The sequence below is a fragment of the Iodobacter arcticus genome (assembly GCF_042664895.1).
Lineage (GTDB): Bacteria > Pseudomonadota > Gammaproteobacteria > Burkholderiales > Chitinibacteraceae > Iodobacter > Iodobacter arcticus.
In genome coordinates, this window is the sequence record NZ_JBHTBQ010000009.1 from 60,383 (window position 1) to 86,078 (window position 25,696).

At 46.4% G+C, this 25,696-nt stretch carries 24 protein-coding genes; 19 read left to right on the top strand and 5 right to left on the bottom strand.

Going from position 1 to position 25,696, the window contains the following annotated elements; translation table 11 throughout:
* The first annotated feature begins 3 nt into the window (after window positions 1–3).
* The 10 genes from ACFQNF_RS05720 (at window position 4) to ACFQNF_RS05765 (ending at window position 6,182) form a co-directional block, all read left to right on the top strand.
* Window positions 4–1,788 carry a transposase gene (locus ACFQNF_RS05720; protein ID WP_380186819.1) on the top strand — a complete coding sequence of 595 codons (1,785 nt, stop codon included), beginning with the start codon at window positions 4–6 and terminating at the stop codon, window positions 1,786–1,788.
* A 13-nt stretch (window positions 1,789–1,801) separates the two neighbouring features.
* Complete coding sequence (locus ACFQNF_RS05725; RefSeq protein ID WP_380186821.1) at window positions 1,802–3,022, top strand: ExeA family protein; 1,221 nt, start codon at window positions 1,802–1,804, stop codon at window positions 3,020–3,022.
* Window position 3,023: 1 nt separating this feature from the next.
* On the top strand, window positions 3,024–3,338 hold the full coding sequence (locus ACFQNF_RS05730) for a hypothetical protein (protein WP_380186822.1): 315 nt from the start codon (window positions 3,024–3,026) through the stop codon (window positions 3,336–3,338).
* 1 nt (window position 3,339) lies between these two features.
* Complete coding sequence (locus ACFQNF_RS05735; protein ID WP_380186824.1) at window positions 3,340–3,615, top strand: hypothetical protein; 276 nt, start codon at window positions 3,340–3,342, stop codon at window positions 3,613–3,615.
* Entirely contained in the window at window positions 3,615–3,944 is a 330-nt protein-coding gene (locus ACFQNF_RS05740) for a hypothetical protein (protein ID WP_380186826.1), read from the top strand. Before ACFQNF_RS05735 ends, ACFQNF_RS05740 begins: the two co-directional genes overlap by 1 nt.
* A complete protein-coding gene (locus ACFQNF_RS05745; protein ID WP_380186828.1) occupies window positions 3,941–4,552 on the top strand; it encodes a DUF3164 family protein in 612 nt (203 codons plus the stop codon). Before ACFQNF_RS05740 ends, ACFQNF_RS05745 begins: the two co-directional genes overlap by 4 nt.
* Before the next feature lies 1 nt (window position 4,553).
* On the top strand, window positions 4,554–4,790 hold the full coding sequence (locus ACFQNF_RS05750; RefSeq protein ID WP_380186830.1) for a hypothetical protein: 237 nt from the start codon (window positions 4,554–4,556) through the stop codon (window positions 4,788–4,790).
* 105 nt (window positions 4,791–4,895) lie between these two features.
* Entirely contained in the window at window positions 4,896–5,186 is a 291-nt protein-coding gene (locus tag ACFQNF_RS05755; protein WP_380186832.1) for an HU family DNA-binding protein, read from the top strand.
* A 121-nt stretch (window positions 5,187–5,307) separates the two neighbouring features.
* A complete protein-coding gene (locus tag ACFQNF_RS05760) occupies window positions 5,308–5,835 on the top strand; it encodes a regulatory protein GemA (protein ID WP_380186834.1) in 528 nt (175 codons plus the stop codon).
* Window positions 5,832–6,182, top strand: a complete 351-nt coding sequence (locus ACFQNF_RS05765; protein WP_380186835.1) for a Mor transcription activator family protein — start codon at window positions 5,832–5,834, stop codon at window positions 6,180–6,182. Before ACFQNF_RS05760 ends, ACFQNF_RS05765 begins: the two co-directional genes overlap by 4 nt.
* 452 nt (window positions 6,183–6,634) lie before the next feature.
* On the opposite strand, the gene ACFQNF_RS05770 is transcribed toward ACFQNF_RS05765, so the two are convergent.
* Together ACFQNF_RS05770 and ACFQNF_RS05775 are read right to left on the bottom strand one after the other, a co-directional pair.
* Window positions 6,635–7,729: a hypothetical protein gene (locus ACFQNF_RS05770; protein ID WP_380186836.1), complete on the bottom strand. Its 1,095-nt coding sequence runs from the start codon at window positions 7,727–7,729 to the stop codon at window positions 6,635–6,637.
* A 95-nt stretch (window positions 7,730–7,824) separates the two neighbouring features.
* Window positions 7,825–8,721, bottom strand: coding sequence for a LysR family transcriptional regulator (locus ACFQNF_RS05775; protein WP_380186837.1), 897 nt, complete (start codon window positions 8,719–8,721; stop codon window positions 7,825–7,827).
* An 85-nt stretch (window positions 8,722–8,806) separates the two neighbouring features.
* On the opposite strand from ACFQNF_RS05775, the gene ACFQNF_RS05780 reads away from it, so the two are divergent.
* On the top strand, window positions 8,807–9,244 hold the full coding sequence (locus tag ACFQNF_RS05780; RefSeq protein ID WP_380186838.1) for a PACE efflux transporter: 438 nt from the start codon (window positions 8,807–8,809) through the stop codon (window positions 9,242–9,244).
* A 38-nt stretch (window positions 9,245–9,282) separates the two neighbouring features.
* Window positions 9,283–9,750: a WbuC family cupin fold metalloprotein gene (locus ACFQNF_RS05785; RefSeq protein ID WP_380186840.1), complete on the top strand. Its 468-nt coding sequence runs from the start codon at window positions 9,283–9,285 to the stop codon at window positions 9,748–9,750.
* A 142-nt stretch (window positions 9,751–9,892) separates the two neighbouring features.
* Here the strand turns inward: ACFQNF_RS05785 and ACFQNF_RS05790 are convergent, their stop codons facing one another.
* Window positions 9,893–11,365: a hypothetical protein gene (locus ACFQNF_RS05790; protein ID WP_380186842.1), complete on the bottom strand. Its 1,473-nt coding sequence runs from the start codon at window positions 11,363–11,365 to the stop codon at window positions 9,893–9,895.
* A gap of 317 nt (window positions 11,366–11,682) precedes the next feature.
* Window positions 11,683–13,731: a methionine--tRNA ligase gene (gene metG / locus ACFQNF_RS05795; RefSeq protein WP_380186843.1), complete on the bottom strand. Its 2,049-nt coding sequence runs from the start codon at window positions 13,729–13,731 to the stop codon at window positions 11,683–11,685.
* Between the two features lie 273 nt (window positions 13,732–14,004).
* On the opposite strand from metG, the gene ACFQNF_RS05800 reads away from it, so the two are divergent.
* The 4 genes from ACFQNF_RS05800 (at window position 14,005) to ACFQNF_RS05815 (ending at window position 20,809) form a co-directional block, all read left to right on the top strand.
* Window positions 14,005–18,552, top strand: coding sequence for a PAS domain-containing protein (locus ACFQNF_RS05800; protein ID WP_380186844.1), 4,548 nt, complete (start codon window positions 14,005–14,007; stop codon window positions 18,550–18,552).
* Window positions 18,553–18,615: 63 nt separating this feature from the next.
* Window positions 18,616–19,209, top strand: a complete 594-nt coding sequence (locus ACFQNF_RS05805) for a CoA pyrophosphatase (protein WP_380186846.1) — start codon at window positions 18,616–18,618, stop codon at window positions 19,207–19,209.
* Between the two features lie 178 nt (window positions 19,210–19,387).
* Window positions 19,388–19,948 carry a neutral zinc metallopeptidase gene (locus ACFQNF_RS05810; protein WP_380186848.1) on the top strand — a complete coding sequence of 187 codons (561 nt, stop codon included), beginning with the start codon at window positions 19,388–19,390 and terminating at the stop codon, window positions 19,946–19,948.
* Window positions 19,949–20,011: 63 nt separating this feature from the next.
* Complete coding sequence (locus tag ACFQNF_RS05815; RefSeq protein ID WP_380186849.1) at window positions 20,012–20,809, top strand: hypothetical protein; 798 nt, start codon at window positions 20,012–20,014, stop codon at window positions 20,807–20,809.
* A gap of 104 nt (window positions 20,810–20,913) precedes the next feature.
* Here the strand turns inward: ACFQNF_RS05815 and ACFQNF_RS05820 are convergent, their stop codons facing one another.
* Window positions 20,914–21,870, bottom strand: coding sequence for a substrate-binding domain-containing protein (locus ACFQNF_RS05820; protein WP_380186851.1), 957 nt, complete (start codon window positions 21,868–21,870; stop codon window positions 20,914–20,916).
* Window positions 21,871–22,700: 830 nt separating this feature from the next.
* On the opposite strand from ACFQNF_RS05820, the gene ACFQNF_RS05825 reads away from it, so the two are divergent.
* The 3 genes from ACFQNF_RS05825 to ACFQNF_RS05835 are packed head-to-tail and all read left to right on the top strand — an operon-like array spanning window position 22,701 to window position 25,684.
* On the top strand, window positions 22,701–23,477 hold the full coding sequence (locus tag ACFQNF_RS05825; protein WP_380186853.1) for a 2OG-Fe dioxygenase family protein: 777 nt from the start codon (window positions 22,701–22,703) through the stop codon (window positions 23,475–23,477).
* A gap of 12 nt (window positions 23,478–23,489) precedes the next feature.
* Window positions 23,490–24,722 (top strand): MFS transporter, encoded by a 1,233-nt coding sequence (locus ACFQNF_RS05830; protein ID WP_380186854.1) that lies wholly within the window; start codon window positions 23,490–23,492, stop codon window positions 24,720–24,722.
* A 5-nt stretch (window positions 24,723–24,727) separates the two neighbouring features.
* Window positions 24,728–25,684 (top strand): NAD(P)-dependent oxidoreductase, encoded by a 957-nt coding sequence (locus tag ACFQNF_RS05835; protein WP_380186856.1) that lies wholly within the window; start codon window positions 24,728–24,730, stop codon window positions 25,682–25,684.
* The last annotated feature ends 12 nt before the right edge of the window (window positions 25,685–25,696 follow it).

The window sequence follows — 25,696 nt, forward strand, 5'->3', positions numbered from 1 at the left end:
GCCATGAGCGCCGTCCTAACCGAACGCATCGTTGCAGTGGCACAAGCCGCCCGCCTTGCCGGGCATGGCGGCAAAGGGGCGATTTATCAAACGGCCTGCCGCGATTTATGCATTTCTCCCGCCACGCTGGCCAAAAAGTTGAAGGAAGTGGCGGTGACTCAAACACGTAAACGGCGCACCGATGCGGGGCAAAGCCAGCTGAGCCGGGATGAGGCCATGCTGATCTCGGCGCTGTTGATGGAGTCCACACGTAAAAATGGCAAGCGTTTGTATTCGGTGGTGGATGCGGTGGAAACACTGCGGGCTAATGCCATGATCCGGGCGGAGTTTATTGATAAAGCATCGGGAGAAGTCAGGATGCTTTCAATCACGGCTATTTCACGGGCGCTGCGTACTTATGGCTTGCACCCCGATCAATTGCTGGCCCCTGCGCCGGTGATGGAGCTGGCCAGCCTGCACCCTAACCATGTTTGGCAAATTGATGCCAGTTTGTGCGTGTTGTATTACCTAAAGCCGTCTATTGACCTGAACGCAAACGGGTTGCGGGTGATGGATCACGCAGAGTTTTATAAAAACAAACCTAAAAACGTGGCGCGGATTGCGGCGGACCGGGTGTGGAGTTATGAGATCACCGAGCACTGCAGCGGCTGGATTTATGCGGAATATGTGATGGGGGCGGAGTCGGGTGAAAACCTGTGCTCGGTGCTGATTAATGCCATGCAGGAGCGTGGCGGAGCTGATCTGCTGCACGGGGTGCCGAAGATCCTGAACCTAGACCCCGGCTCGGCCAATACGGCATCCATGACTAAAAACCTATGCCGCGCCTTGGGCATCCAGATGGTGGTGCATAAGGCAGGCAGTGCCCGCGCCACCGGCCAAGTTGAAAACGCCCGCAATATTATCGAACGCAAGCTTGAGCCAGGTTTGAAGTTTCAGCCGGTGGCTAATTTGGACGAGTTAAATGCACTGGCTAAGAAATGGCGCGCTCATTTTAACGCCACCGCCGTACATAGCCGCCACGGTAAGACTCGCAATCAGCTGTGGATGACGATTTTAGCCAGCCAACTGATTAAAGCGCCTTCGGTTGAGGTGTGCCGTGAGCTGGCGGTGGCCGAGCCAGAAAGCCGCAAGGTGTCGCCTAAATTACGGGTTTCATTCCAAGGCCGTGAGTTTGATGTGTCCAGCGTGCCAGATGTGATGGTGGGCGAAAAGCTGATGATTACCCGCAACCCGTGGCGCAGTGATGCGGCGCAGGTGGTGTTGGTGAATGAAGACGGCATTGAGGTGTTCCACATCGTGCCTGAGGTGCTGAAAAACGAATACGGCTTTGCTGAATCAGCCGCGACTTTTGGTGAGTTTAAATCCCACGCTGAAACACCGGCACAACGCGCCGTTAAAAGCATTGAGCAACTGGTGACTGGAACAGGTTCTTTAACTGATGCGGAAGCCGCCCGCAAAGCCAAGGTATTGCCCTTTGGTGGCCAGCTTGATCCTTATAAGCATATCGATGATGCCAAGCTGCCGACCTATTTGCCTCGACGTGGCACCGAGCACGATCTGACTGCACCAGAGGTTTCTTTCCCTCCGCTATCGCATATTGAAGCTGCAAAATTACTTAAGCCGCGTGTTGAAAACGCCGGTGGTGAGTGGTCTGTTGATCGTTTTGCATGGCTGCAGCAGCGCTTTCCCGGTGGCGTTCCACCGGAGCAAATTGATGTGATTTTTGCTGAGCTGATTAGCCCTGCGGCAGATAAAAAAACACCGCTGCGCATCGTTAAAGCAGCCTGATCAGGAGCTTGAAATGTTGAGATTAAAAGGCGTATTGCACTCTTTACTAATAAAGCAAAGTGATTTAGCCACCGCCATTGGTGTTTCAGATGCGGGCATAGCGCAAATCATTAACCACAACGATTGGCCCAAGCTCAAAAAAATGGATGAATTAAAAGCAACCATTTTGGCGTTTTTAGCGGAGCACGGCGCTGCTGTGGCGCAGACCCAGTATGTATTTGATGTAGAGCCGACCCCTGAAGCGTTTGCAGGGATTCGGGTTAATAACGATCAGATTCAAAACGCGCGGATTCACCATTCAAAAACTGCACTCAACGAGGATGACGTCATGTTGCTTAGAAAACAAACCTTGCATCAAGCCACTCGCAAGCATTTTGGGCTGTTTCGAGATCCGTTTGCGGATGAGGCGGTGCAGTCGCACGAAGATATGTATATCAGCCCCGATGTGCGCTATGTGCGCGAGGCGATGTTTCAGACCGCTAAGCACGGCGGAATGATGGCGGTAGTGGCGGAATCTGGCGCGGGCAAGACTACGCTGATGCGCGATTTGCAGGATCGCATTCTGCGCGAAAACCTGCCGATCATGATTATCCGCCCCTACGTTTTGGCCATGGAAGGCAACGATCGAAGCGGTAAAACGCTCAAGGCCAGCGACATCGTTGAGGCGATTAAAAGCGCGGTGGCCCCGCTGCAAAGAAACCGAGTTAATCCAGAGGCGCGGTTTAAGCAGCTGCACACGGCGCTGTGCGACAGCCATCAAGCGGGGTACAGCCATTGTTTGATTATCGACGAGGCGCACTCTCTGCCGATTGCCACGCTTAAGCACTTAAAGCGATTTTTTGAGCTGGAAATGGGTTTCAAAAAGCTGCTGAGCATCATCTTGGTGGGCCAGCCAGAGTTAAAAGCGAAGTTATCCGAGCGCAATTCGGAGGTGCGCGAAGTGGTACAGCGCTGCGAGGTAGTGGAGCTGCTGCCACTGGATGGGGCAAGGCTGGATGATTATTTGAAATTCAAGTTTCAACGCATGAATAAGCCGGTGGCCGAGGTGATCGACGCGAGCGGTATTGAGGCGCTGCGGGCCAAGTTGACTATGGCGAGCAACCGAACTGGGCGTAATGAATCGGTTTCTTTGTTGTATCCACTCGCGGTCGGCAACCTGCTGACTGCGTGCATGAATCTGGCTGCGTCTGTGGGCGCTCCAGTTGTCACTGCTGACGTTGTCAAGGGGGTGTGAGATGAGTATCGCAATCGGGATTCAACAACGCCCCGGTCTGGCCGAGGCAGTCAAGGTGGCTGAAAACGTGATGATATCGATGCGCACCATCGACTGGTTGATTCGTAAGAAGTTAAGTGTGCAGTTGCAAGGCAGTCGTGACACAAAAACGGGCAAGCCCTTTGTGCTCATTCAATACGCAAAAGGCTGGTGCGCTAAGTTTAAGGCTGATTTTGGCGCGGAGATTGTGCAGCACATGCGCAGCAAAGAGGGGCAATTTGAGCTGTGGCAGTTTGAAATGCAGGGGTGTCTTGTTCAATGGTTTGAGGAGGTGTGAGATGAGCAGCGTCTTGAATCCTGAGGTAATGAGCCGCCAGAACGAAGTATTGCGCCGCCTGCGTGAATTTGGGGTATCGGTGCTGCGGGTGATCCCTAGCTCGCAAGTTGTGCCAAGTGATGATGCGATCACGTTAGAAATTGACGCGGTTTTTCGCCGGGCATTGCGCAATGTGATGTTGGGCAAGATGCAGGTGCGCGATGTAGAGGGCGTGCGGGTGTGTGTGCACAGCACCCAGTTGTATGACGTGCATATTTTGTGGCGGGAAGTGGCGTGATGCGCGATTTGGATGAGGCCACCCGTGCCGAACTTGCGGACAAGGTAGAGCTGCTGGTTGTAGGTGGAATGGATCGCTTATTTGCTCGTCGGCAAGTTTGGAATGATTACCAAGCGGAGCTGGTGGCGATCGCGGCAAGTGTGGAAGGCATAGACGAACGCCCACCGCCAGACTTACCCCCGCCGAGGGAAAAGGGCAAAAGCTATCAGCCTAAAAGCTGGTACATCCCCCGCCCGGATAGTGGGCAGAATTTTTTTACCCCGGAACGTATGCAGAAATCCCGCAGCGAGCTGGAAAAACTGAAACAACGCATGGGAGTGAAGTCATGAAACCTGAAGATTTTATGGAAGATGCTAAGGGCCGGTTGATCCCCGTGGCCAGTATCAAAGAGATCGACATTGAGCGGGACAAGCTAGTTAAAGAAATCGTGGTTAAAGCGAAGGAAATGCGCGAATTACTACGCAAATTCAAGCTGGATTTGATGGGTGATGTTGAGGCGTTTTGTGATTTGAGTTTTGAACGCTACAACGCACCCATCGGCGGTAAAAAGGGCAATGTGACACTGACCACGTTTAACGGCCAGTACAAGGTTGTGCGTGCCATGCATGACGTGCTGACCTTCGATGAAGGGCTGCAGGCGGCCAAGGCGCTGATTGATGAGTGCGTCAATAGCTGGTCGGAAGGTGCCAACCCCAATATTCGCGTGCTGGTGAACGATGCGTTTCAAGTGGATAAGGAAGGCAAGATCAGCGCGGGCCGCGTGCTGGGCCTGCGCCGTTTGCAAATGGTGGATGCCACGGGCAAGTGGGAGCTAGCGATGCTGGCCTTGGGCGAAAGCCTGCGGGTGCAAGGCACTGTGCCTTATATCCGGGTGTATGAGCGGGTGGGGAAAGAAGGCAAATACGAAGCGATTTCGCTTGATGTTGCGGGGGTGTGAGATGGATGCATCTGAGATTGATCTGATCGCTGAGGCTCTGATTGATTGGCACCAAGAGCAAATTGACTGTTTATATAAGGTAGTTGATAGCCCTGATGATATGAAAATCGTACTTCAAAGCGGCGAAGAGTCGTTGATCTTAGAAGGGAAAGATACGGTTATTTATAAGGCAGGCGTGTTGTTCAGTATTCAAATTTTTGAGAACTTCCCGCTCAAGGCTCGGGAAATCCCCGCCTAACGCACTTGCAATCAAAGCCGACATTTCCAGAAATAAGCGCTCGCGGCTGGCGTTAATCAGCCGCAAAAAAAACCACTTTCCAGCGCTCAAAAGGAGCAAAGCAGCATGTTTAAAGCAGATTTAATCAATCAGTTAACAGAAAAAATGAAACTTCAAGGCCGTGAAGTGAGCAAGGCCGATGCTGAGGCGTTTCTCAGTGCTTTGGGTGAAGTAACGCAATCGGCGCTGGCCAAGGGGGATGATGTGACTTTGCCGGGGCTGGGCAAGTTATCGGTTGCTGAACGTGCCGAGCGTGAGGGCCGCAATCCTCGCACAGGTGAAGCGATCACGATTGCCGCTAGCCGCGCCGCTAAATTTAGCGTGAGTAAGGATTTGAAAACGGCACTGAATCGTTAATTTTCTGCGTACAGCGCCTTTATACATAAGGGCGTTGTGCGAAGTGAATTTAATCAGGAATCTGATCATGGCAAGCAACGCTCATTTAGCTCAAATCCATATTGCAAAAAAACAGCTGGCAATGGATGACGATACCTATCGCGCAATGTTGAAAGAGGTTGCGGGTGTTGAGTCGGCCAAAGATTTAAGTGCCTCCAAAGCACTGGCTGTGCTGGCCCATTTACAGCGGCGAGGTTTCAAAGTGACATCTGCAAAGGCTGGTTCAAGCCGACCGCTGGATCAGGAAGAGACGAGCAAAAAGATCAGGGCGCTGTGGTTGTTTTTGCATGATTTGGGCGGTGTGAGAAACCCATCAGAAGCGGCTCTGGGCGCGTATGTGAAGCGGATTACGGGTGTAGAGGCGCTGCAGTGGATTAATCACAGACAGGCGCAAACCTTGATTGAATCACTTAAAAAATGGGCGATGCGGTTTCTACCCGCCGCCGTGGCGAAGCTGCAGCAAGATGTGAATGCTGCTGGCTGCACTGAAGAGGTGAAGGTTGAGATGGCAAGATTGCTCAGCCTCATCAGCCGTGGCGCGTTTGATCCGATGCACGCGGCGTGGGAATTCATGACGGATCATTTGAATCATTCAAAGGAAAAATCATGAGCAAAGATTTTCGTAGCAAGGGGCCAGAGTTGCTGGTCGATTTAACCGACAATATTGCAGCGGCATTAATTGAGCTGGCGAATATCGATAAGGAAAAAGCCGCGCAATTGGCCAGCGAGATTGCAGACCGGATGGCCGCGCATTGGGGCGGACAGAATATTTATTTTCCGATGGGCTTGTCGGTGAAATTATCCAAACGGGACCAGCTCATTTATGATCAATTTGACGGTACCAATCACAGCGACCTAGCCCGCAAATTTGGCGTGTCGCTGCAGTGGATCTATAAGATAGTCAAAACAGTACGCTTGGAAGAGATCGCCCGCAGGCAGCAGGATCTGTTTGTGTAAACAAAAACGAGCCAAATTGTGGCTCGTTTTGGTTTTCACCTGCAGCAAGAGTATTTCACTTCAACAGTCCCAAAGCTTCCCGTATCATCCCAGTCAGTCCCACTTATCGTGCATACCCCTGTGGATTTATCTCACACCCCCTCACCCCTTGAAACACGCCGGAGCGAGGAACAAGCGGGGCGGGGTTTCGGCAAGGGAGCGAGGAACGAGCCAATCCCGCCCGCCGCCGACTCGATTGTCCGCAGCGCAGGGGCCTTCGTGTTTCGTGGGGTCGCCTTCTTTGCTTACTTTCTTGGCGAAGCAAGAAAGTGAGTCCCCGCGGGGATGCCGCACCTAAATTAACGTGCCGAAGGCACTAAAAAGGTCTTTTTGACTTTGCTTAGCGCATATGGGGTGCAACCCGTGTACTTTTAGATATTGCTCGCGGGTTGCACCCGCCCTACGAAAATCAATTAATGCTGCACAACCGCCTTAATATGCGCCGTCACAAAAAACGGTAACTGATCACTATCCATATCAGGCTGTACGTTTTCGATAATGCGAATGTCGGTCACCATACATTCACGGAAGAGTTCTACCGCGTATTGGTGGATTTTTTCGACATGATCCCAAGCCGATAGTGGCCAGACAAAGCCTTCCCAGCGTTCGGCGTCTTCAATCGTTGAAAAGGTCATGCGCACTTCGGCGTTTTCGTGCGCGGCAATACAGATCACTGGCGTGCGGCCTTTGCTGCGGATGCTGCGTAGTGCATTGCTGGTCATCAGTTGCAAACGGGTTTCTAGCTGGGTTTCGCGGCCAGCTTCACCGGCGATCAGCCACGGCATCGGCGTGCGCGGGATCGGGAATAAAGTCACCCCGTTAGTTTTAAGCTGCTCGCCAATTAAATTAGCCAGCTGCATGCCCCAAGCGCCCAGATTGCCGCCCAGCTTGATTGCGGGTGCTGCATCTTTCTTTTGCATCGCCACGCCCACCAGATAGCGCAGGAAAACGGCTTCGTCTTTTAGCGGCATCGGGGAGGTGTTTAAATCGATGGGTAAGCCGCCAGAGGCGTATTGCAATTGATCACGCCATTGGCTGAGTTGCGATGGATTTACACCGGCCAGTGTTTCTGCATGGACTAATTTGGCGGATAGCCAAACGTCGGCATCGGGCGCGACGACTTCGTGCTGCTTTAATAGGGCAAGCACGGCGTCGACATCTTTGAGCTGGCCAGCAAGCTCGGTTGTGCCTTTAAAACCTGCCACCAAAATAACGGGGATCGCAAAAGGAATGGCGTATTGCTCTGCATCTTTTGGCGCGGTTTCTACGGCTGCGCGCAGCAGGCTCCATAGCTCCAGATAGGCATCTAAAGACGGCGCTTGCGTCATGGCGGCGTTTAAGGCGGCGTGGTCATTGATCGCAAGGGTGTCGGCGAGTAGGCGCGTGAGTTCTTCGCGTTTTTGACTCACGAGAACACTGGACGATTCGGTCAGCAGTGACATCAAGAGTCGGATAATTGGGTTTTGTGCGTTAACTCTAGCGTAGAGGCGAGGATCTGGAAGGTACATGGCTGGCCTGTACTGAGGTGGCAAAAAGGGGATTATACCGAGAGTCTGGCAGTTTGAATTATTTGGCTCATCCACAACTTGAATAGGGGCTTATTTCACCCCAATTGATCCATTATTTGGCTCGATTTGTGAATTAAAGCCTCTTTCAGCCATTGTCCTGCCAGCCCTAAGGGGTGTGCAGGATGCCAGACCAGCTGCACGCCGACTTGTAAACGGTTCTCTGAAAATTGCAGTGGAAGTTGCACAATATCCTGTAGGGCGGCATCGGCAAAATGATTGGGCAGGCAAGCCCAGCCTAAGCCACGACGCACCAGCTCCAGCACGGGCCAATCGCCTTCTACCCACCAGACTGATGGCGAATATCTAAAACGCTCTTTTTCTGCACCGCTGTGGCGGCCAGTAACCATTAGCTGCCGATGGTTTTGTAGCATTTCTAGGCTTACCGTTTTCTCTAGGGCTAAGGGGTGTTGGCGCGATACCACAAACTGCATTTTGCACTGCCTAAGGGCATGAAAAGCCAGCTCTTTAGGATGCTCGGCGGCCTCATAGCTGATGCCTAAGTCGACCCGGCCAGAGAGTAGTAGCCCGTGCAGATCTTCCATGATGGGGAATAACAGCTCTAATTCTAAGTATGGGAATGTTACCGCAAGCTGTTCAAGTAAATCCCCCAGCCAAGGCATTTGGGCTGAATCATCTACAGCTAAACGTAACTTGGCTTCTTGCCCCGCAGCCAGCCCATGAGCAATGCCGCTAAGTTGATCGCAGCGCTGCAAAATAGCGATCGCTTCAGGCAAAAGTCGCGCTCCTTCTGCGCTGAGCTGGGGGTAGCGGCCTTCACGATGAAATAAGCTGACGCCCAGATCGATCTCTAAATTGGCAATGGCCGTGCTAATTAGTGATTGCGCCTTGCCCAAGCGGCGGGCTGCCGCAGAGAAAGATCCGCATTCTGCCGCAGCTTTAAAAGCGCTGAGTTGATCTAATGAATATTTCATCTATCTGCTTTTGTGATGGTTTCCAACTAACAACCATCATAGAAGCAGTTTACTATGGTGGCTATCTTTGCAATGAGTGAGCAGTATGAAAGTACAGATGAGAAGTAGGGGTGATCGTATCCGCCAGACCATTGGTTTTGAGGTGATTGGCTTTTTGCTATTTGTACCATTGGCCCACTGGGCATTTGGCTTTTCGGTACAGGATTTGGGTGTATTGGCGGTAACGATGTCGGTGATTGCGGCGGTCTGGAATTATGTTTACAACCTAGGCTTTGATTATTTACTAGCGCGTTGGAAAAAGCGTGTAAAGAAAAATACTTTAGAGCGCATCGTGCATGCCTTTGGCTTTGAAGGTGGCCTCTTATTTGTTAGCCTACCGCTGGTGGCATGGTGGCTGAATATTGGTCTTTGGGAAGCCTTTATTATGGATTTAGGCTTTGCCACTTTTTATCTGGTTTATGCCTTTGTCTATAACTGGGTTTACGATAAAGTATTTCCCTTGCCGGGTTGGAAAACGGCATAGTGCCGGACTCCAAAGCATTCCAAATTGAGATAAATAATATGATTAGTTTAATTAATAACGAGACCTTGCTTGATTTATCCGCAGCAGCAAAAACCAGCCCAAGGCTGCGTAAAAATCTGAATTTTCATGCCAGTAATGAATCGGCCTGTCATCGACTTTTGAATGCTCTGGAGCCGGGCACTTATGTGCAGCCGCATCGCCATTCTGATGTGGAAAAAGACGAAACCATGATTGCGCTGAGCGGGCGTTTTGGGGTGCTGATTTTTGATGAAGCAGGTGAGATGACCGAGCAAGTTGTGCTTTCAGCCGATGGCAATCTGGGAATCAATATTCCTGCTGGCGCGTTTCATAGCATGGTGGCGCTGGAAAGTGGCTCGGTCTTTTTTGAAAGCAAGGCCGGCCCTTATGTGCCGCTGAGCGATAGCGAAAAAGCCAGCTGGGCACCTAGCGAAGGCGAGCCGGGCTGTGAGGCGTATTTAGCTAGGATGGTGGCTTGTTTTAGCTAGAAAACCCAGATCTTGAACCACGGAGTTCACAGAGAACACGGAGTTTCACGGAGAAAACCTTTTGTGTTTTTCTCCGTGGCCCTCCGTGTTCTCCTTGTCTCCGTGGTTCAAGACTTGGGTTTTGTTATGCAGTGACTGGCTTTTAGCGCCGTGGCAGGCCGAAGCGGTAGCCGATTGATAAATCAAGCACGGGGCTGTTTAACTCGCCTTTGAATGATTTCACCACGCCTGCACCGGCTTTTAGTCGCCAGTTATTGCTGATGGGGTAGCTGGCATAAGCCATAGGCTGCATGATGGCTCCGCCGTCTGAATCAACCCCGCCGCCGCCTGCTGCACCGATCAGCATTTCTGCACTAAGGCGTAATTTGCCAATGATTTCTGGGCTTTCCCAGCCCGCGCCGATTAAGCCAACCGAATAGCCACCTGCGCCGCCATCCAAGGCACTATGCGCCTGGCCGCTGAGATAAAAGCCATTATCCATTTCGCGGTTTAATTTAAAGCCGATATTTTGCATGCTGCGTTTACTGCCATCACGGCGGGCTGCGCTGGTGTAGTGCTGCGCGCTGGCATCCCATTCCCAGCCTTCAATCCGGTTCAGAATATCGGCACTTGCATGCGGGTGATCCAGCGCCATGCCGAGTTGCAAGCTGGCGTAGCGGGCATTAAAGCTGCCGTCAAAGGCTTTGGATAGGCCTGTTTCTAAAGTTAAATCAAGATCATGGCTGATTTGATACGTGCCAAAGATCGCTGCTTTTCCCAAAGCGCCGCCGCCCGTATCCACCGCTCCACCACCGCCCATGCCCAGCGCCACGCGTGTGCCTGCTCGTAATGATGAGTTAAACGTGTATTCCCAGCCGAATGTACCCAAGACTTCGGCATAGCCATCGGAAGATCCTTTCACTGCTCCGGCCGCTTCTACGCCCCATAACCAGCCATTATTCAGCGATTGCGTCATTAAAAAGCCCGCATAAGAGGTGCTGTCTGGCGCTGCTGCTCCGGTAGTGGTTTTAACGCTATTACCCTGTGGCTTGGATTGTGCTGCAATCACGGCGATACGATCAAAGCCCACGCCGCCCCTGCGAGTGGCACTCAGGTATTGGCCGATACGATTGGCATCGCTATAGCTAAATGTATCGTCGACAGAAATCATCACGCCCAGCTGGCGACTGCTGAAGTTGCCACTTGGAAAACGCACTTCCGAGGCAGAAATCCCTGCACGAATGCCACCAAAATCCCAAAGTAAATCGATATGCGGGCGCAGCATCAGCCCGCCACCCACGCCTGCTGCGCCGCCGCCGCCGCCGCCTAGATAAAAGCCGGTATCTACGCTGATTTGTTCGGTTACAGGGAGGCGGTAAGTGATTTCACCGCCGCCGGTAAAGAAACCGCCGCGCTCGCCTGTAATCGCACCATAGGCTGCTGGGCCAAGATAGAGGCCGGGCAGCGTTTCGATTAAATAGCTACCGCCTACCATGCCCATGCTTTCGTCGTTAGGCAGGGTAATGGTTTCAAAACCCAGCTTAAATGCGGCTGGTTTTTTTTGTAAGACATCACTTGTCTCGGCGTAGGCTTGGCTGCTGAGCAAGAGGCTGATGGAGAGGAGGCGTTTTAGCATAGGGCTCTTTTTTAAAAGGGAAGGTCAGGAATCTACCTTTACAGGTAGGGCGTACTCGAAGCTTCGTTGAGCGACGGTTTTAGTCGCTCAACGATAGCGCAGTACGCCATAGAGCACGAAAAACCAGTTTTGGAGTTCGCCCTGTTCATGGCGCACTGCGCTTCGCTTCGAGTGCGCCCTACAATTTTAATTGGGGACATTAATATAAACCAAGTCCTGAGATATCAGTGAGCAAGGCGCTTATGGCCTGATCCTTCACAAAAAGTCGGCAAAAAGTCAGCAAAAAAAACCGCCACGAATGGCGGCGTACTCGCGATTTATTTCACGCGCATACCAGGCTTGGCTCCGGTATCCGGGCTCAGAATATACAAGCCACCGTCCCCTCCTGCAGCCAGTACCATGCCCTCCGACACGCCGAATTTCATTTTGCGCGGCGCAAGATTCGCCACCATCACGGTCATGCGGCCTTGCAAGTCTTCTGGCTTGTACGCGGCCTTGATACCGGCAAATACATGGCGGGTTTCGTTGCCAATATCCAGCGTTAAGGAAACTAATTTATCCGCACCTTCTACAGCTTTGGCTTCGGTAATCATGGCCACGCGCAGATCGATCTTCATAAAGTCATCGATGCTGATCGTTTCTTCAAGCGGCGGGATTTCATAATCTGGCTTGGCCACAGGCGCGGTGGCTTCCAGATTTTGCTTATTTTCTTCAACCATGGCAGCAATGTTTTTTGGGTCGATTCGGGTCATCAGATGCTGATAAGTCTCAATGGTGTGATCCAGCAGCAAGACCTGTGCATCGTCCCAAGTAAACGGGGCAACATTCAAAAATTGCTCTACATCCGCAGCCAGCTTAGGCAGCACCGGTTTGAGGTAGATGGTCAGAATACGGAAAGCATTAATCAAGAAGCTGCAAACCACATGCAGATGCAAGCTTTGTTCAGGATCTTTTGCCATCGCCCAAGGCTTTACGCTATCGACGTACTGATTCACTTCATCGGTCAGCGCCATAATTTCACGGATGGCGCGGCCATATTCGCGTGCTTCATAAAGCGCGGCCAGTTTTTCGCCAGCGCCTTGCAACTGGCCTTGTAGCGCCACGATGCGATCCATCAGCGGGTAATCGGTGGCGGTGAAAATACCATCGTGCAAGCGACCTTCAAAACGCTTACTGATAAAGCCTGCGGCGCGGCTGGCGATATTGACGTATTTGCCGATTAAATCCGAATTAACCCGAGCGCTGAAGTCTTCCAGATTTAAATCCAGATCATCCACGCCGCTGCCTAATTTAGCCGCGAAGTAATAACGCAGCCATTCTGGGTTTAGATGCTTGAGATAGGATTCGGCGGTAATAAAGGTGCCGCGCGACTTGCTCATTTTTGCGCCGTCTACGGTCAAAAAGCCGTGGGCGTGAATGGCGGTTGGCGTGCGGTAGCCTGCGTATTCCAACATGGCTGGCCAAAATAGCGCGTGGAAATACAGAATATCTTTGCCGATGAAGTGATATAGCTCGGCATCAGAATCTTTATTCCAATAGCTATCAAAATCTAAGCCAAGGCGATCGCACAGATTTTTGTGACTGGCCATATAGCCAACTGGTGCATCCAGCCACACATAGAAATACTTGCCTGGCGCATCTGGAATCTCAAAGCCGAAGTAGGGCGCATCGCGGCTGATATCCCAGTCTGAAAGACCGGCTTCAAACCATTCCTGCATCTTGTTGGATGCTTCTTTTTGCAACTTACCGGGTGTGGTGGTCCATTCTTTCAGGAAGTCTTCGCACTCGCCCAGCTTAAAGAAATAGTGTTCCGATTCGCGCAGCTCTGGCGTTGCGCCTGAAACAGCGGAGTACGGGTTTTTGAGTTCGGTTGGGCTATAAGTTGCACCACAGACTTCACAATTATCACCGTATTGATCTTTAGCCGCGCACTTTGGGCATTCGCCTTTAACAAAGCGATCAGGCAAAAACATGTTTTTAACAGGATCGTAAAGCTGGTTAATGGTGCGGCTGGCGATCTTGCCATCTTCTTTTAATTTGCCGTAAATACGGTAAGCCAGCTCGCGGTTTTCAGGCGAATTGGTCGAGTAAAAGTTATCAAAATCAACATGAAATCCTGCGAAATCACGGGTGTGCTCACCGTGTACGCGTGCAATCAGCGCTTCTGGTGTCAGGCCTTCTTTTTCAGCGCGCAGCATAATTGGCGTGCCGTGTGTGTCATCCGCACAGACGTAATGGCATTGATTGCCGCGCTGCTTTTGAAAACGCACCCAGATATCAGTTTGGATATATTCAACAAGGTGGCCAAGGTGAATCGCACCATTGGCGTAGGGAAGGGCTGAGGTAACGAGAATCTTGCGCGGCATCGTGGCGAAAACCAAGGAATAAAGAGAATAGGGAATTATCCCCAATATTTGGTTAGACCGCGAGGTGAATACATAGATATTTGTGGCATTACCGAAAAAAGCCTGTGTAAAGGCGATGAAATAGCATCGTTTTTTATATTAATCAGGGTTGTATTTTTTTTAGGTTACATAAAGCGAAATGTATTCGTCATGATTTTTAGTCTTTATCTGGCAAGCCGCCACGACGGTCACTATATTGATAGGCAATGCAGATATGTAGGTAACAAGTAAGCAATGGAGCCATTTTTTCGCCGATTTTCTAGGGAGAATACGCTGTGGCGAAGCCCTTTTTTGCTTGGCTTACTCAGCATTGCTACTAGCGGTGTATTTGCCTCTTTGATTGATCGAATGGAAAACGAGCGGGCTGAAGCGGCCTTTTTACAAACGAGCAGCCGTTTAGTGAGTGCTGTGCAAAACCGGATGAGCAGCTACGGCGATGGCTTGCGCCGGGCGCATGCTTTTTCGGGCGTCAGTGCCAATCAGCCGGTAGAGTTTTTACGCTATATGCAATTTTTAGATCTAGCCTCTTCGCAGCCGGGGGCTTTATCTATTGGCTTAGTAAGGCAGGTGAGTGAGGTGAATCGAACGGCTTACCAGGCAAAATGGGCTAGTGATTTTTCAAATATTTCCTTAAGAATGGCGAGTGTCTCTAGCTTAAATACAGATGCCTATATTATTGAAGCACTAGAGCCGGGCATTTTTAAAGTGGATGTGCGTGGCTATGATTTTTCTACAGACCATGCCGTGGTCAGTGATTTAATATGGGCGATTCGTAAAGATAAAGAGGTGATTGTTTCCTCTAGCTTGTTTTCTTCTTTGCATCATGCAGATTTTTTTGTTTTTTCTCCTTGGTATCGGTTTGAATCAAGAATAAATAAATTTTTTGATCGACAAGGCACATTACAGGGATTTATATACGCGCCTGTGAGTGCGGCAAAAATGATGGAAAGTATTAATCTGGAGTATGGTGGTTTTATAGAGTATAAAATGTTAATTGCAGGATTACCTAATAAGCATCCGTATAAAATATATGAAAGCCGTTTTGTGAATGGCGATAAAAATGAAGTTGAAAAAATAGATTCATTATTTAACAGGGAGGTAATATTTGATTATGGCGGTAAAAAAATAAAAATAATAATGAAGAGTCGGCCTGAATTTGAAATTATTTATAAAAGTAATAATGGTCTGTGGATTTTTATCTTTGGTCTTATCATTAGCATGGGAGGAGGTTACGTTTTTTATATTATTATAAATGTTAGAAATAGTTATTTGCAGCTGCGCGATCAGCTGGAAAAAAAGAAGGAAAATGAAATATTTTTAGCGCTCAGCGAAGTTGGATCCTTAGTGCTTAAAATTAATCAGCAGGGACAAATTTTAAATATTAATGAAGCAGCACAGAAACTTTTTAAATTAACGGCTGCAGATGTGTGTGGTAAAAATATTTGCTGTTTATTTCTTGATTTATCATCCGAAATACTGGAAAAAAACATCCAAAGCTGCATGTCTCATTCAAAAAATAAAACTGAATATCCTCCCTTAGTGCTGAATGGGGTTGATTATGATGGTGATTCTTTTAGTGCAAGTTTATCCTTTTATTTTTTTGCACAAAATAAAATAATAGTCGGGGTGCTGGCAAAGCCTGCTTTAATTGAGGATAAAGAAAAAATAATTATTAAAGAGCGGCTTAATTTGGCAATCAATGCGGCCCATCTGGGGATATGGGATTGGTGGTTGGAAGAAAATGAAATTCACTGGGATGAAACAATGTATTCATTCTATGGCTTAGATGCCATTTCTTTTAATGTGAATTATGCGAATTGGTCTGGCCGGATTGTTCGGGAAGATATTGTTAAATTTGATGGTGCAGTTCATGCCATGTTACATGGTGGCGAGTCTTTGTGTGAAGTAGTCAGAATTACCCGCGCAGATGGTAGTATTCGTTATATTTCCATGCATGGAAAATTAATATTAAATGAAAAAGATCACGCTGAACGTGTTATTGGCATTAATTTTGATATTACTTCATTAAAAGAAGCTGAACACTCCTTGCGGGAATCAGGAGAGCGTTTTTCTCTGGCAGCACAAGCTGCAAAAGAGGGAATTTGGGATTGGAATATGCAAACCGGCGAAGTTTGGTTTTCATCCCAATGGAAAGAAAATTTTGGCTATCAGGATGATGAGTTAGAAAACAATTTGGCAACATGGGATTATTTAATTGATCCGGAAGATAGAAAACGATTTTTACGCTTAACGCATGAATTTAATCAGAGCATGTCAGATCGTTTTGAAGTCACTTTACGCTTTAAGCATAAAGCAGGTCATTGGGTGAGTGTGCGCAGCCGGGCAGTTCATTTAAAAAATGAATCTGGTGATGTAGTCAGAATGGTTGGATCGCATGAAGATATCACTGAAATTCTAAAGCATGAAGAGGCGCTGAATGAGAGCAGAAAAAGAATGGATTTAACTATTCAGTGTGCAGGTTTAGGGATTTGGGATTGGAATATCGTTACAAATGAAGTGCTATTTGGCGGGCAATGGGCTGAAATGCTGGGTTATGAATTATCTGAAATAAAACACAACATTAATAGCTGGTCTGGCCTAACGCATCCGGATGATTTAGTGATTGCCGGACAAGTATTGCAGGCTCACTTTGATGGCAAAACACCGACGTATTCTGCTGAATTCAGAATGCGTGCCAAAGATGGCAGCTGGCGCTGGATTCTGGGAGTGGGCAGGGTGAATGCCTTTGGCCCAAGAGGTGAGCCGCTACGTATTCTGGGGGTGAATATTGATATTCATGCCAGAAAAATGAATGAAGATGCGCTACAAGCCGCCACTTTACTGGCCGAGGCGGCAAGCCGGGCCAAGAGCGAATTTTTAGCCAATATGAGCCATGAAATTCGTACTCCACTTAATGCGGTGCTTGGTTTTTCTGCTTTGCTGCAGGAAAGCAAGCTTAATCCTCAGCAACGTGATTTGATTGATTCAATTCATACCGCGGGTAATTCATTACTAGCAATTGTGAATGATTTATTAGATTTTTCTAAAATTGAAGCCGGTCGTTTAGAGCTGGACTGTGTTGCGCTTGATTTGCGGCAGCTATGTGAAGAGGCTTTATTTATTGGTATGCCTAAGGCCTATTTAAAGAATTTAGAAATAGCCTGTGTGGTTGCCCCGTCGGTTCCTGAGCGTGTTTTGGGGGACCCTGTAAGGGTAAAACAGATTTTATTAAATTTAATGAATAATGCGATTAAGTTTACGGTGAGCGGGCATATTGTGATTCGGGTATCGAGCGAGGCGCTTGATAACCAGCAGGCCTTGATCCGGGTGCAGGTAAAAGATACGGGGCTGGGGATTTCTGAGCAGCTTAAAAGTGAATTATTTAGGCCTTTTACTCAGGCAGATAATTCGATGACGCGAAAATTTGGCGGCACGGGCTTAGGTCTATCTATTTGCAAGCGATTAATTGAGGCGATGGAGGGGCGCATTGGAGTGGAAAGCTTGCTTGGTGAAGGGGCTGAATTCTGGTTTGAAATTCCTTTTAATGTGACTGACGCCGAGCCACCCGCACCCGTGCAGAATGAGCATCCCTCAAACAGAGTGCTGGTGCTTGATCTATTTGCCGCACATGCTGAATCACTGCAAATGATGCTGGGGCGTTTGGGTTTAGCTGCTGATTGTTATACAGATTTAGAGCAGGGTTTAGCTGCGCTGGAGCAGCTTACTGAGGTGTATATTTTAGTTATTATTGATGCACGTTATGAGCAGATAGCCGGGCAAAACCATCGCATTCGTGCCATTGCGCCTCAGGTGCCGCTGATTTATCTGGGGCATCCAATGATTGATGATGGCTATCGTGCGGCTCATCCGCTGGCATTTTTCTTAGCCAAGCCTGCTTCAGAAAGACAATTGCGGCATTGTATTGAGGGTGCTTTGCATATTGTTGAAAGCGCACCAATCAAAGTAAAGCAACTGTTGGCACAGGATATCGAGCGCCTGAATTTACATATTCTGGTGGCAGAGGATAATCCGATTAATCAGAAAGTAGTCATGATGATGCTGCAGAAGTTAGCCTGTAAAGTGGATGTGGCATGTAATGGTTTAGAGGCATTGAATGCAGTACAAAAAGGTCATTATGATTTGGTGTTTATGGATTGCCAGATGCCAGAAATGGATGGCTACACCTCGGTGGCATTGATTCGTTCATTATCAGGAAAGCAAAGTCAGGTACCTATTGTGGCTTTAACTGCCAATGCATTTAAAGTGGATGAAGAGCGGTGCTATGCAGTGGGGATGAATGATTTTATTGCCAAACCAATTACTGCCGAACATTTGATTCGTGTGTTGTCTCGGTTTTTCTCAAATCAGTTAAATGAGCAAGTTACCATTGCCCAGAGTGGAGATCCTATGATTTCGTCAATTAGCCCCGAAGAGATTGATAAAGAAATGGCCAGCATTAATCATACCTTTGAAGATTTGAAAACCATGCTGGGTATGGATATGACTGATGAATTAATTCAGTTGTTTTTGCCTACTCTGGACGAGTGCCTCGCTAATTTAGGCGCGGTAATCGAATCAGGTGATGGCGATGCGGTAGTGAACTGTGCGCATAAACTAAAAGGAGCCGCCGCTCAGTTGGGCGCACAATCATTGGCTGATTTATGTAAAAAAGTAGAGCAAACAGGCCGTGAAAAAGAGCTGAATGAAGCTTGGCCTTTTCATGCCAAAATTATCTCTTTAGGCCGTGCCGTGGGCCAGCGATTACGTGAACGGCAGAATTAGCGGGGATCGTGCATGAGCACTGAGTTTTTATAAAAATGGATCGTAAAAATAATAGGTATCGTCGTGATCTTGCCAAGCTCGAATCAAATAACTCCTTGGTTGCAAGTGAAGTTAAATGCAGCAAAAAAAACAGTATCGGGCGATTTGGCCGGAGGGGCTTTAGCAAATAGCCGTGCGGCCGCTGTGCTCATTCCTTTAGTCTTGCACCCTGCGGGTACGACGGTTTTGTTTACAGAGCGCGCCGCTCATCTTTCTACCCATGCGGGCCAAGTGAGCTTCCCCGGTGGTGCTTATGAAGTACAGGATGTGGATCTGATCGCCACTGCTTTGCGTGAAACGCAAGAAGAAACCGGTATTGCTGCTGATCGGGTAGAGGTGATTGCTTGCCTTGCAGAGTATTTCACTATTAGCCGCTTTAGGGTCACGCCAGTAGTGGGGGTTTTGCAGCCGGGCTTTGAACTGGCACCGGATCCAAATGAAGTGGCCGAGGTGTTCGAGTTACCGTTGTCGGTCTTGCTGGATGTGCGCCGCTTTGAACGCAGAATGGTTGAGCGTAATGGTCAGCGGGGCTTTACTCATTTTCTGGAGCATGATGGACGAGTGGTTTGGGGGGCAACAGCGGGAATGTTGCTGATGTTAGCCAAAAGCCTAGAGTAGGAATAGAGAATGAGTGTGTTGCTTTATTGTTAGTTTTATATACTTTTTTATGTGCTTGCTTGACATCTCTTTGTCATTGGTCTGATGATCTGTTGCTGGAAGTGATTGATTATTAATCATTAATTGCTTTCAAAGTAAAACATGCGTAACAAGAAACCAGCACACTAAGGAGATGAAAATGATAAAACAAACTCATTTGGTACTTGTCTTGGTCATGGGATTAGCCGGCCTATCGCAATCAGTAAATGCGGTTACGGTGAATCAAGCTTACATTAATAAGTCTGGCTTAGAGATCAGTCAGGAAAAAGGTCAGTATGCACGGCCAACGATTTATATTAATCAGCGTGCATGCGGTGAACCAAGCCCAACCGCCTATGCTTGCGGCCCTTACACGATCAGCGTTGGCACACAGTTTTTGCAGTCTCAGGAAAATCAGCACGGCAGTTATGCAGCAAAAATGGTGCTGGCTCATGAATGGGGCCATTCAATTCAGTTTATCAGGGGGATTAATTTAAAAGCCCCTTATATGGAGCTGCAAGCTGATTGCAATGGTGGATCATTTATTCGCTTTGCAGTAAACAGGCTGGGGTATCAACCATTTCTGGAAGCCGCTGTCAGTAGCGCACGGGCTGCCGCTGATTATGGCACGCACGGTACCCCTGCTCAGCGAGATGCCTTTACCCGTTGGGGCTACGCTCAGGGCGATCTAAGAAAATGCCTGAATAATTTGCCAAGATAATGATTTAAAAACTACCCCGATTCTTGCTTTAAGCAGGGATTGGGGCTTCGTGTGAGGCAGAATATGAAAAAACGAGTTCTGGCTGTTGTAGTTGTATTAACCGTTGCCACAGGTTTTTTAATATCACAAGCATCACCGGTTATAACTAATTTTATAACGGGTGTTCAGCCACAGGATAAAGCTTTACCACATTCTTTGGCGGGGGCAGATTCTTCTGAAAAAAATCAAAGCATCAATCAGTCGGCCATGTTGCAGGCATCGCCTTTTGCTAAAAACAAAAATATTGATTTAAGCAGCGATGAGCTCAAAACACTCCCTCATTTAAATACCGTAATGAATGTGCCAGATAAAGAAGTAATTAGCCCTGAAGAAGCGGCCCGCCGTAAAAAAATGGAAGCTTTGGGTTATATGGTGCCAGCGGATTATTTAACACGTGATTTGCAAAGCTTAAAGAAAATGGCTAAGTCAGGGGACGCTTATGCGATGGTGCATTTGGGTGAAAAGTATTATTTTGAATTAAATAAAAACCCGGAAAACCCTGATTATAATCCTCAAACAGATTACGCCAATCAAGCTAAATCTACTTTCAAAGATGCTTTAGTGGCAGGCAATATTCGCTCCGCGGGGATTATTTCTGAACTTTATTTGCAGGAAAACACTCTGGTCGATGCTTATGCTTGGCATCTGATCTCTGATCGTTTAGGGGATAGCATCAGTGCCGATTGGTTTCGTTCAACTAAAGTCTATACCGAGGCTAGCGAGCAGCTAAAGCAGGCAGCTAAAGCTAAATTACCCGTTTTGATCGCTGAATTAGATGGCCGCAGTAAAGCGGCGAATCGTACGCCCATATTTAAGTCTTGATTGGGGGTGGTGAAGCTCGCGCATTTATTTAACAATACCCGTGGGTTTCACCCTATTCTCGTCAGCGTAAGCTTAAAACCTGCCCTAAGCGATATCCGTCTTGCTTATCTAGCATAGAGCTTTAGAAATGGATCTGTTTTTGACCTGACTTCTGGATTATTCATATTTTTATGCGTAATCAAAAGGGCAGGAGTTTCTAACAAGGCAGGGATCTGCTTATTTTCAAGTAATTCAAATAGTGTGTGCATGGCTTTTTTCCCCATTAAATAAGGGTCTTGAATCACAACGCCATTCAGGCTGCCATCTTTGATGGCCTCATTAATTTTGTGATTAAAATCAAAACCGTAATGCCTTATTTTTCCAGAAAGATTTTTTGCTTTAAGTGCGCGTACCGCCCCTTCGGTGCTTGATTCATTGGGGGTGAAAATAAGCTCTATATCGGGTATTCGGGCCAGAATAGTATGCAAACTCGATTCGGCGTTCTGCACCGTAATACCAGTGTATTGATTGTCAATAATTTCAGCCTGGGGCAGCAGCTTACGTATGTGTTCTAAAAACCCCTGCTCACGCTGTGATGTTGAGCTATGCTGGGGCGAGTAGCGAAGAAGCAGTATTTTTTTTACCTGCGGAAAATCTTTTGCTGCTTGAGCTGCAGCAAGCGCACCTGCTTCCTTATTATTTGTTCCTACATAAGGCAGCTTATTTTGCGCTGTGAGTGGGGAATCCACGACCACAACCTTGATTCCTTTTCTGATGGCCTCCTGAATCGTTTTATCGAGCTTCTCCGGAGAATTAGGCGCTAAAATAATTCCGGAATATTTTTGCTGGATATAAAAATCGATAATACGAGCCTGCGCATCAACGCCATCCTCAAGACTTGGCCCTCGCCAAACCATCTCAATATTTAAATTCTTTGCTGTATCCTCAGCCCCACGTGCTATTTCTTTCCAGAAAATATGGGTCGCACCTTTAGGGATAAAAATCACCTTAAAAGGAGCTGCCATCACATTGCATGCAGATTGCAGAAAAACCATGCACAACAGAAAATGTATTAACCGCATTTCTTACTCCGTCAGCCTATTTTAGCCCCAAAACTGCAGCCAACACAGCCGTAAATCAAACGTCAACAAACACTAGCAATATAGTTAATTAATCTTGTAAATAAGATTTAGTTTTCAGTTCTAGCTGATGTTCTATCCGCTAATCATCCAGACATATACTTGTGTTGCCTTGATCAAACATTGATCTCCACCTTTTTATAGCGATCTAATGTTAGCTATTCTATTTCTGTGGGTTAATTTTTTATTCATGGATGACTTTTTTGCTCGCTATTTGAATTTGGTGATAAATTTTGTATGCACGCATTCTATGCATTTATTTTTAAATAAATTAGGCTTTTATTGGGGGATTCCCGTATTTCCTATCCCTGTAATTTTATTAGCAATTATTGATTTTTCATGCAAAATAAAAAAATTAAACCGTTATATTTCAATGCTAATGGCGTTTTAAACAAAAGTATTCGAAGTTATTTTCTTGACAATGATATGTCAATGGTCTAACGTCCTGTTTCTGTCGATTTGCTGTCAAAATTCTTTAGTGTTTATTATTGCTTGCATGATTTGTTTGTAATTTTGAAGAATTTTTATGTTGGTAAAAAATAATGAAAATATCAATTATATTAATACCACTCACAGTATTTTATTTAAATTTTTTCTTAAAATTTACGCCTAAATAGGTCAATCAGATAAAGTTATTTAATTTTTTATTGATAATATATAAATGGCATTTTTATGTATAAATGAAATTAATAGTTTTTAGTTTTTAGTTTTTATTTGAAATAATAAGACAATTAAATATTTAATTTCCTAAGATAAATAATAAGGAGCTTGTAATGATTCAGCAAGAGAAAGAAAGAAGTACTTATGCTTTTCAAGTTCAAAAAACACCATTTTCTTTCGATATGGAACCTTCTTTGGCAAATAAGGGTTTTGTCCTATTTTGCGCTGATAATTATGAATCTACAGATATAGATTTATATTCAAAAGAATTTCAGGATCTTAGAGAGTCTTATTCCCGTCTTCCAATTGATCGATTTATGATGGATAAAGGAAATTATCGTCAGCGGCGTTTTGCACGTTGGAAAATAAGTAAAGAAAACATGGCATTAGAATGTTTGCCTAAGGGGGAGTTTTTTCAGTCTAAGGATGTCAATCATCTGAATGGAGGGCTTGCTCGTAGTTTCGAACCGATAGAAGAAAAAATTGCGAATTCAAAGTTAATCAGAGGGCTGATTCGTTTCCATTATGATAAATTGCAAAACGATCATGCCGAGTGTTTGGTATATGCGCATCAAATACGAATTATTGGCAATGTCTCATTAAAGGGAAATCCAACGCCAGAAGGAATTCACCGCGACGGACATGCATATGTTGCTCAAATTATGATTGGGCGTAAAAATGTACTGCTCGCTCAAAGCCATATTTATGATGACCACCAAGAGTTAATTACAAGTTGTGAGTTAAAAAAACCGCTTGATTCTATTTTGATTGATGACCGGCGCTTACTGCACTCGGTTGATCCAATGATTTGTGAAGGAAATGGAAAATGGGCGACACGAGATATGCTGTTGCTCGATTTTAACCCAATTTGCTCATCATCTTTTTCGTAATAGCCTGTTTAAATGACACACTCAAATAGAAATAATTTAAAAATAAGTAACACTGTTTGGCTTTTATTGTTTGGCACAGCAACAATAAAAGCTGCAAATTTTATGAGCATTCCATTTATCGCTATTTTTCTGATAAAGAATAGTGGATTAAATGCGGTAGAAATTGGCTTGATTGTTGCACTTTCGCCTTTTGCTTCTTTAATGGGAGGTTTTTTAGGAGGGCAATTATCTGATATTTTTGGAAGAAAGAATTTATTATTCATATCACTTTCTTTTCTACCCTTCGTGTTTTTAGGCTTTTATTTCTCAGCAGAGCTGAAGGATGCCCATACAAGAATTATTATCTTCGCCGTGCTTAATACGCTTTGCGGGTTTTTCTCCAGCTTATTTCACCCTGTAAGTGCCGCTCTAATGGGGGATCTTAGCCCTGTGGAGCTTAGGGGGAAAATTTATCAGCTACGGTATTTCTTTACCAATATTGGCGCTGCACTTGGCCCTGCGCTTGGCGGCTGGCTAGGGATAAATGCTTCCCGTGATAATTTCCTTTATACGTGTTACTTCTATATTTTTTATTTTTTAATTTTATCATTTGTTTTTTTCCACAACAGAAATAACGCTTTAACTTTAACAACGGTCAAGAGGCAAAAGTTTAAAGAGTCATATACGGCCTTATTAGGGGATAAAAAACTACAAAGACTCATTCTAGGGGGGATTGTTTTTAATTTATGCTACAGCCAGATAGAAAGTACGGTTGCACAAATTATTGCCAATAATTTTCATGATGGTATTAGATACTTTTCATATTTATTAACCGCAAATGGAATTATTGTAATTTCATTTCAGGCTCCAATTTATTGGTTAAGCAGAAGGATGGGGTTGAATATTAGCCTGGTCGTGGGGTGTGGTGTTTTCTCTGTGGGCATGTTTTTAATGGCTTTTCAGGAAATCTCAATCATCTTTTTATTTGTTTCAATATTTTTTATAAGTATTGGCGAAGTGTTTGTTTTTCCAATTTCTACAGAGCTGATTGAACAGCTTGCTCCAGATTCGCTCCGCGGGTCTTATTTTGGAGCGGCTACGTTTAGAAATTTAGGCCTCTCGATTGGGCCTATTATGGGTGGGTATATATTAACGTATTACGGTTCTAAATCATTATTCTTTACCGTTTCTATTTTGGCTATTGTATCTGTGCTTGTTTGCCTTTCAGGAAATAAAGCTAATTTAACCGCATTGCAAAGAGATTGATTTAAATGGCGAAAGTATATATTACAGATCGAATTGTTAATCCAGATATTGAGCGTGATATTTTAGGAGATGATGTCAGTTTGGAATTTGACAAAAATGCTGAAGTATTAATGGTGTGGAGACAGCATGTTGATAAGGATTTTATCGATCAGTTTCCCAAGCTGAAAGCGATTCAGCGCTACGGTGTGGGTTATGACAGGCTTGATTTAAGCTATGCAAAAAGTAAAGATATTTTCGTTTCAAACAATCCAGCTTACTGCACTGAAGAAGTAGCACAAACTGCAATGGCATTTATATTAAATTGCTCTAGAAAAATAAATTATTTAGATCATTTTGCAAAAGAAAATTTTGAAAAATGGCAGCAGGCAGTTACGCCACCAACACGAAGAGTATCTAGTTCAATACTGGGAATCATTGGGGCGGGACGCATTGGCGCTACAGTGTGCAATTATGCGCGAGCGCTGGGCTATTGCGTTGAATACTTTGATCCTTATCTGAGTGCGGAGCAAGTGGCTCGCTTAGACCAGATCGGCGCGAAGAGAATTGAGCACCTGGAAGCGTTACTCAATCAGGCAGATATTGTTAGCCTGCATGTTCCGCTTACTGCAGATACGACAGAAATGGTTAATGAAAGCTTTCTTCATTCAATGAAATTCGGGGCTTCTTTAGTTAATACTTCCCGGGGCACGACAATGGCGCATCCCGATGTTTTTTTGTCTTTTCTTGAGGCTGGCCATCTCAATCAATTGATGCTTGATGTATTGCCTGAAGAGCCGCCAACTCATTGCTCATTTATAAATATGTGGCTTGAACCGCCTAGCTATTTAAAAGGAAGAGTTTTGATTAATCCACATAAATCATACTTTTCCAGCGAATCCGCAATCGAGATGCGGCAGACAGCAGCAATCAATGCTAAACGGGTGATTGATGGTCTTAGCCCATGCTTCGTAGTAAACCACTAATCTTATAAAAAG

Bases quoted from the DNA above. Each gene is read 5' to 3' on its own strand.
- ACFQNF_RS05720 (WP_380186819.1), top strand. From the start codon at position 4: ATGAGCGCCGTCCTAACCGAACGCATCGTTGCAGTGGCACAAGCCGCC.
- ACFQNF_RS05725 (WP_380186821.1), top strand. From the start codon at position 1,802: ATGTTGAGATTAAAAGGCGTATTGCACTCTTTACTAATAAAGCAAAGT.
- ACFQNF_RS05730 (WP_380186822.1), top strand. From the start codon at position 3,024: ATGAGTATCGCAATCGGGATTCAACAACGCCCCGGTCTGGCCGAGGCA.
- ACFQNF_RS05735 (WP_380186824.1), top strand. From the start codon at position 3,340: ATGAGCAGCGTCTTGAATCCTGAGGTAATGAGCCGCCAGAACGAAGTA.
- ACFQNF_RS05740 (WP_380186826.1), top strand. From the start codon at position 3,615: ATGCGCGATTTGGATGAGGCCACCCGTGCCGAACTTGCGGACAAGGTA.
- ACFQNF_RS05745 (WP_380186828.1), top strand. From the start codon at position 3,941: ATGAAACCTGAAGATTTTATGGAAGATGCTAAGGGCCGGTTGATCCCC.
- ACFQNF_RS05750 (WP_380186830.1), top strand. From the start codon at position 4,554: ATGGATGCATCTGAGATTGATCTGATCGCTGAGGCTCTGATTGATTGG.
- ACFQNF_RS05755 (WP_380186832.1), top strand. From the start codon at position 4,896: ATGTTTAAAGCAGATTTAATCAATCAGTTAACAGAAAAAATGAAACTT.
- ACFQNF_RS05760 (WP_380186834.1), top strand. From the start codon at position 5,308: ATGGATGACGATACCTATCGCGCAATGTTGAAAGAGGTTGCGGGTGTT.
- ACFQNF_RS05765 (WP_380186835.1), top strand. From the start codon at position 5,832: ATGAGCAAAGATTTTCGTAGCAAGGGGCCAGAGTTGCTGGTCGATTTA.
- ACFQNF_RS05770 (WP_380186836.1), bottom strand. From the start codon at position 7,729: ATGTACCTTCCAGATCCTCGCCTCTACGCTAGAGTTAACGCACAAAAC.
- ACFQNF_RS05775 (WP_380186837.1), bottom strand. From the start codon at position 8,721: ATGAAATATTCATTAGATCAACTCAGCGCTTTTAAAGCTGCGGCAGAA.
- ACFQNF_RS05780 (WP_380186838.1), top strand. From the start codon at position 8,807: ATGAAAGTACAGATGAGAAGTAGGGGTGATCGTATCCGCCAGACCATT.
- ACFQNF_RS05785 (WP_380186840.1), top strand. From the start codon at position 9,283: ATGATTAGTTTAATTAATAACGAGACCTTGCTTGATTTATCCGCAGCA.
- ACFQNF_RS05790 (WP_380186842.1), bottom strand. From the start codon at position 11,365: ATGCTAAAACGCCTCCTCTCCATCAGCCTCTTGCTCAGCAGCCAAGCC.
- metG (WP_380186843.1), bottom strand. From the start codon at position 13,731: ATGCCGCGCAAGATTCTCGTTACCTCAGCCCTTCCCTACGCCAATGGT.
- ACFQNF_RS05800 (WP_380186844.1), top strand. From the start codon at position 14,005: ATGGAGCCATTTTTTCGCCGATTTTCTAGGGAGAATACGCTGTGGCGA.
- ACFQNF_RS05810 (WP_380186848.1), top strand. From the start codon at position 19,388: ATGATAAAACAAACTCATTTGGTACTTGTCTTGGTCATGGGATTAGCC.
- ACFQNF_RS05815 (WP_380186849.1), top strand. From the start codon at position 20,012: ATGAAAAAACGAGTTCTGGCTGTTGTAGTTGTATTAACCGTTGCCACA.
- ACFQNF_RS05820 (WP_380186851.1), bottom strand. From the start codon at position 21,870: ATGCGGTTAATACATTTTCTGTTGTGCATGGTTTTTCTGCAATCTGCA.
- ACFQNF_RS05825 (WP_380186853.1), top strand. From the start codon at position 22,701: ATGATTCAGCAAGAGAAAGAAAGAAGTACTTATGCTTTTCAAGTTCAA.
- ACFQNF_RS05830 (WP_380186854.1), top strand. From the start codon at position 23,490: ATGACACACTCAAATAGAAATAATTTAAAAATAAGTAACACTGTTTGG.
- ACFQNF_RS05835 (WP_380186856.1), top strand. From the start codon at position 24,728: ATGGCGAAAGTATATATTACAGATCGAATTGTTAATCCAGATATTGAG.